The sequence below is a fragment of the Arthrobacter sp. Hiyo1 genome, from assembly GCF_001263615.2.
In the GTDB taxonomy this organism is placed as follows: Bacteria; Actinomycetota; Actinomycetes; order Actinomycetales; family Micrococcaceae; genus Arthrobacter.
This window is the reverse complement of record NZ_DF952473.1, coordinates 54,041-57,663: the sequence shown is the minus strand read 5'-3', so window position 1 is coordinate 57,663 and position 3,623 is coordinate 54,041. Positions and strand designations below refer to the sequence as shown.

The 3,623-nt window shown below is 64.1% G+C and carries 4 protein-coding genes; all 4 read left to right on the top strand.

Annotation, left to right across the window (positions count from 1 at the left end; translation table 11 throughout):
- Positions 1 to 947: DHHA1 domain-containing protein (locus tag AHiyo1_RS15855; RefSeq protein WP_253257388.1), on the top strand; the 947-nt coding region annotated here is incomplete at its 5' end.
- Between the two features lie 2 nt (positions 948 to 949).
- A complete protein-coding gene (gene ruvX, locus AHiyo1_RS15850) occupies positions 950 to 1,537 on the top strand; it encodes a Holliday junction resolvase RuvX (protein ID WP_059389199.1) in 588 nt (195 codons plus the stop codon).
- The gene (mltG, locus tag AHiyo1_RS15845; protein ID WP_059389198.1) at positions 1,537 to 3,219 is read left to right on the top strand and encodes an endolytic transglycosylase MltG; all 1,683 of its coding nucleotides are present in this window, start codon (positions 1,537 to 1,539) and stop codon (positions 3,217 to 3,219) included. Before ruvX ends, mltG begins: the two co-directional genes overlap by 1 nt.
- A partial coding sequence (locus AHiyo1_RS27000; protein ID WP_445286232.1) for a shikimate dehydrogenase family protein occupies positions 3,216 to 3,623 on the top strand: 408 nt, incomplete at its 3' end. The genes mltG and AHiyo1_RS27000, both read left to right, overlap by 4 nt.

Sequence of the window (3,623 nt, the reverse complement as noted above, 5' to 3'; positions counted from 1 at the left end):
CGGGCACCCACATCGTGCACGCCGCCCTGCACCAGATCCTCGGCCCGGAAGCCACCCAGCGTGGCTCTTTCAACAAGGCCGGTTACCTACGCTTCGACTTCGCCTGGGGCGAGGGATTGAGCGCAGCCACGAAGTCCGAGATCGAAGAGGTCTCGAACATCGCCATCCGCAATAACTTCCGGGTGGACACCAAGGTGATGGGCCTCGCCGAGGCAAAGGCCCTGGGCGCCATGGCCCTCTTCGGCGAAAACTACGGCAGCGAAGTCCGGGTTGTGGAGATCGACGGCGCGTGGTCCCGTGAGCTTTGCGGTGGCACCCATGTGGCCAACACCTCCCTCATCGGGAGCCTGTCGCTGCTCGGCGAGCAATCCGTGGGTTCGGGAAACCGCCGCGTAGAAGCCTTCGTCGGCCTCGACGCCTTCCGGCACCTCGCAGCTGAGCGAGCCTTGGTCACCGAGCTTACGGAGATGCTCAAGGTCCCGTCGGGCCAGTTGGCGGACCGGATCTCCAGCACCTTGGCCAAGCTCAAGGCAACGGAAAAGGAACTCGACCGCCTCCGCAAGGAACAGCTGACCGCAGCCGCTGCGAACCTCGTTGCCACGGCCCAGGATGCCGCAGGCGTCCGGGTAGTGGCGCACGACGCCGGCCACGTCGGGGGAGCGGACGACCTCCGCAGCCTCGCCATGGACCTGCGAAACCGGCTCGGCTCCGAAGCTTCCACGGTTGCCGTGGCCGGTGTCAGCAACGATCGTCCGGTCATCATCATCGCCACCAACGAGGCAGCGCGTGAAGCGGGCGTCAAGGCAGGCGCCCTTGTCCGCGTGGCCGCAGGAATCCTCGGTGGCGGCGGTGGCGGCAAGGACGACGTCGCCCAAGGCGGCGGAACCGACGCCGCGAAGATCGCACCGGCCCTTGCGGCCGTTGTGGACGCGATCGCCAAGCGCTGATTTTGGAGGCCATTGCGAGCAACGACGACTACCCCCGGGGCATCAAACTGGGGGTAGACGTCGGGACCGTCCGTGTGGGAGTCGCCATCTGCGACCCGGACGGGATCCTGGCCACGCCGTTCAAGACGGTAAGCCGGGACGCCAAGAAGAATTCCGATATCGGGGTCATTGTCCGGCATGCCGATGAGCTCGGCGTAGTCCAGATCTTCGTCGGCCTGCCGCGGACGATGAAGGGCGAAGAACACGCTTCTGCGGCCATGGCCACGGACTACGCGGACTTGCTGGCAGCCCACTTGCAGCGCCGTGGACTCGATGTTCCAGTCAACATGGTGGACGAGAGGCTCAGTACTGTGACGGCCCACCGCAATCTCCATGAAGCTGGCATGAGCAGCAAGGATCATCGTAAAGTGGTGGATCAGGTTGCCGCTGCCGGAATTCTGCAGCACGCGATCGACATGCAAAAAGCCAGAGGTGCGGATGTGGGCAGGCGCGTGCAGGCGCCGATGCCACCCCAACACATTGACGGTGCCAGTGCGCCGCTGCCGGCCTCCGGCATTGATCCACACTCTCCAACGAGGGGAAGACAATAGTGAGCCCGGTCAACAACGACCCCTCCAACGACGCAGCAGAAGACCGTACCCGGCCTCTGACGCGTCGTGAAATCCGTGCCAGGGAACGATTCCTGGAGACGCAGAACCAGGAGGTGTTGCCACCACCTGTGCCTGTCCACTTTGAACCTGTCGCAGTCCCGAAACCGCAGCCTGCATACGTCCCGGACTATGCGCCGGCGGCCCCGGAAGCGACCGCGCACGCCGCTGACCTCCACGACGACGGTATCTATGGCGACGGTAACCATGGAGAAGCAGTCCGGTCCCAAGAGGACCTGCAGGAGCACCCTGACCCGGCGCAGCCTGAAGTTCCCCTGCAGCCCGTTGACGCCGTGCACCCCATCGACGACACAGTGCAGCCAGAGGTCGAGCACTACGACGTGGCGCACCCCGACGACGTCAGGCACGATACTCTCCACCCCGATGTCGTCGAGCACGACGCTGTTCACAGCTACGACGTTGCACACGATGACGAGTTTCACGACCTGCAGGCCCATGACGAAGGTTATGCGCACCACGACCCCCAGTTCGACTACGGGGTCCACGAGGAGCACGGTGCGCACGACCTCATGGCAGCTGCGACTCCTGCGCCGAAGGTCCCCTCGAAGAAAGTCCGCAGGCGCCGTCGGCTTGTCGCGCTCCTGCTCACCCTCACGGTGTTCGTCGCAGCGGTTGCCGTTGGTGCACAGTTCCTGAAGCCATTGCTCGGGATGGACAAGGTCAGCGACTACCCAGGCCCGGGCACCGGCTCGGTCACCATCACGGTTGCCCCGGGCTCCGGCCCCAAGCTGGTCGCGAGCAACCTCCAGAGCCAGCACGTCATTGCCGACGCGGATTCTTTCGTGGCAGCCTTCACTGCCGCCGGTGGTGAGCTCTCACCCGGTGATTTCACTTTCAAAACGGAAATGAAGAACTCCGATGCGGTGAATGTGCTCCTCGGCAAGGATTCTTCCAAGGTCATGTACTTCGCATTGAGTGCCGGATTGCGCATCGGTGAATCCCTTGACGCGATCTCCAAGGGTTCGGGCATACCTCTCTCCGAATTGAAGGCGCTCAGCGACTCGCCGGCCCAGTTTGGCGTCCCTGCCCAGGCAAAAAACCTGGAAGGCTTCCTGGCACCGGGGGAGTACCGTTTCCCCGTTGGAACCTCTGCCAAGGACATCCTCCAGAAGCTGGTCACGGCCACTACCGACGAGCTCAAGGCCCAGGGTGTCACGGATCCCGCCAAGCAGTACCAGACCATCACGGTAGCCAGCATCGTGCAGGCTGAAGGCGGGCAGGCCGACTACGGCAACGTGGCCGGCGCCATTTACAACAGGCTCAAGCCGGGCAACACCGAGACGAACGGGCTCATCCAGTCCGACGCCACCGTTACGTACGGCCTGGGTACCAAGACCTTCCACCTGACCGACGCCCAGAAGGCCGACAAGGGCAACCCCTACAACACCTACGCCAACGTGGGCCTGCCGGTCGGCCCCATCGGTTCACCCGGCAAGACGGCGATCGATGCCGCCGCCAAGCCGACAGCCAACAACTACCTTTACTGGGTGACGATCAATCTCGACACCAAGGAAACCAAGTTCTCCAGCACCCTGGCGGAACACCTCAAATACGTTGACCAATACAACGCCTGGTGTGCTGCCAACGCCGGACGGTGCGTGTGAGTAGACGTGCTGCCGTCCTGGGGCACCCCATCAGCCACTCGAAGTCACCGGCGCTCCACCGAGCGGCCTACGCGAAGCTCGGGCTCGACATCGAATACTCGGCGATCGATGTAACGGTGGAGCGGCTCCCGGCCTTCATGGCGGGCCTCGTGGACGGGGATGACTGGTGCGGTTTGTCCGTCACCATGCCCCTCAAGACCGCCATGGTGGACGAAGTCGACGAGGTCCGGGGGGCCGGTGCGTACTTGGGCGTCATCAACACGGTGGCTTTCGAAGCGACTGAGTACGGCGTGCGGCGGGTCGGCCACAACACGGATGTGGCGGGCATAGTCGACGCCGTCAGGAATGCAGGAGTCAAGGAGCAGCCGGGCTCGGCGGTCCTTGGCGGCGGAGGGACCTCGCAG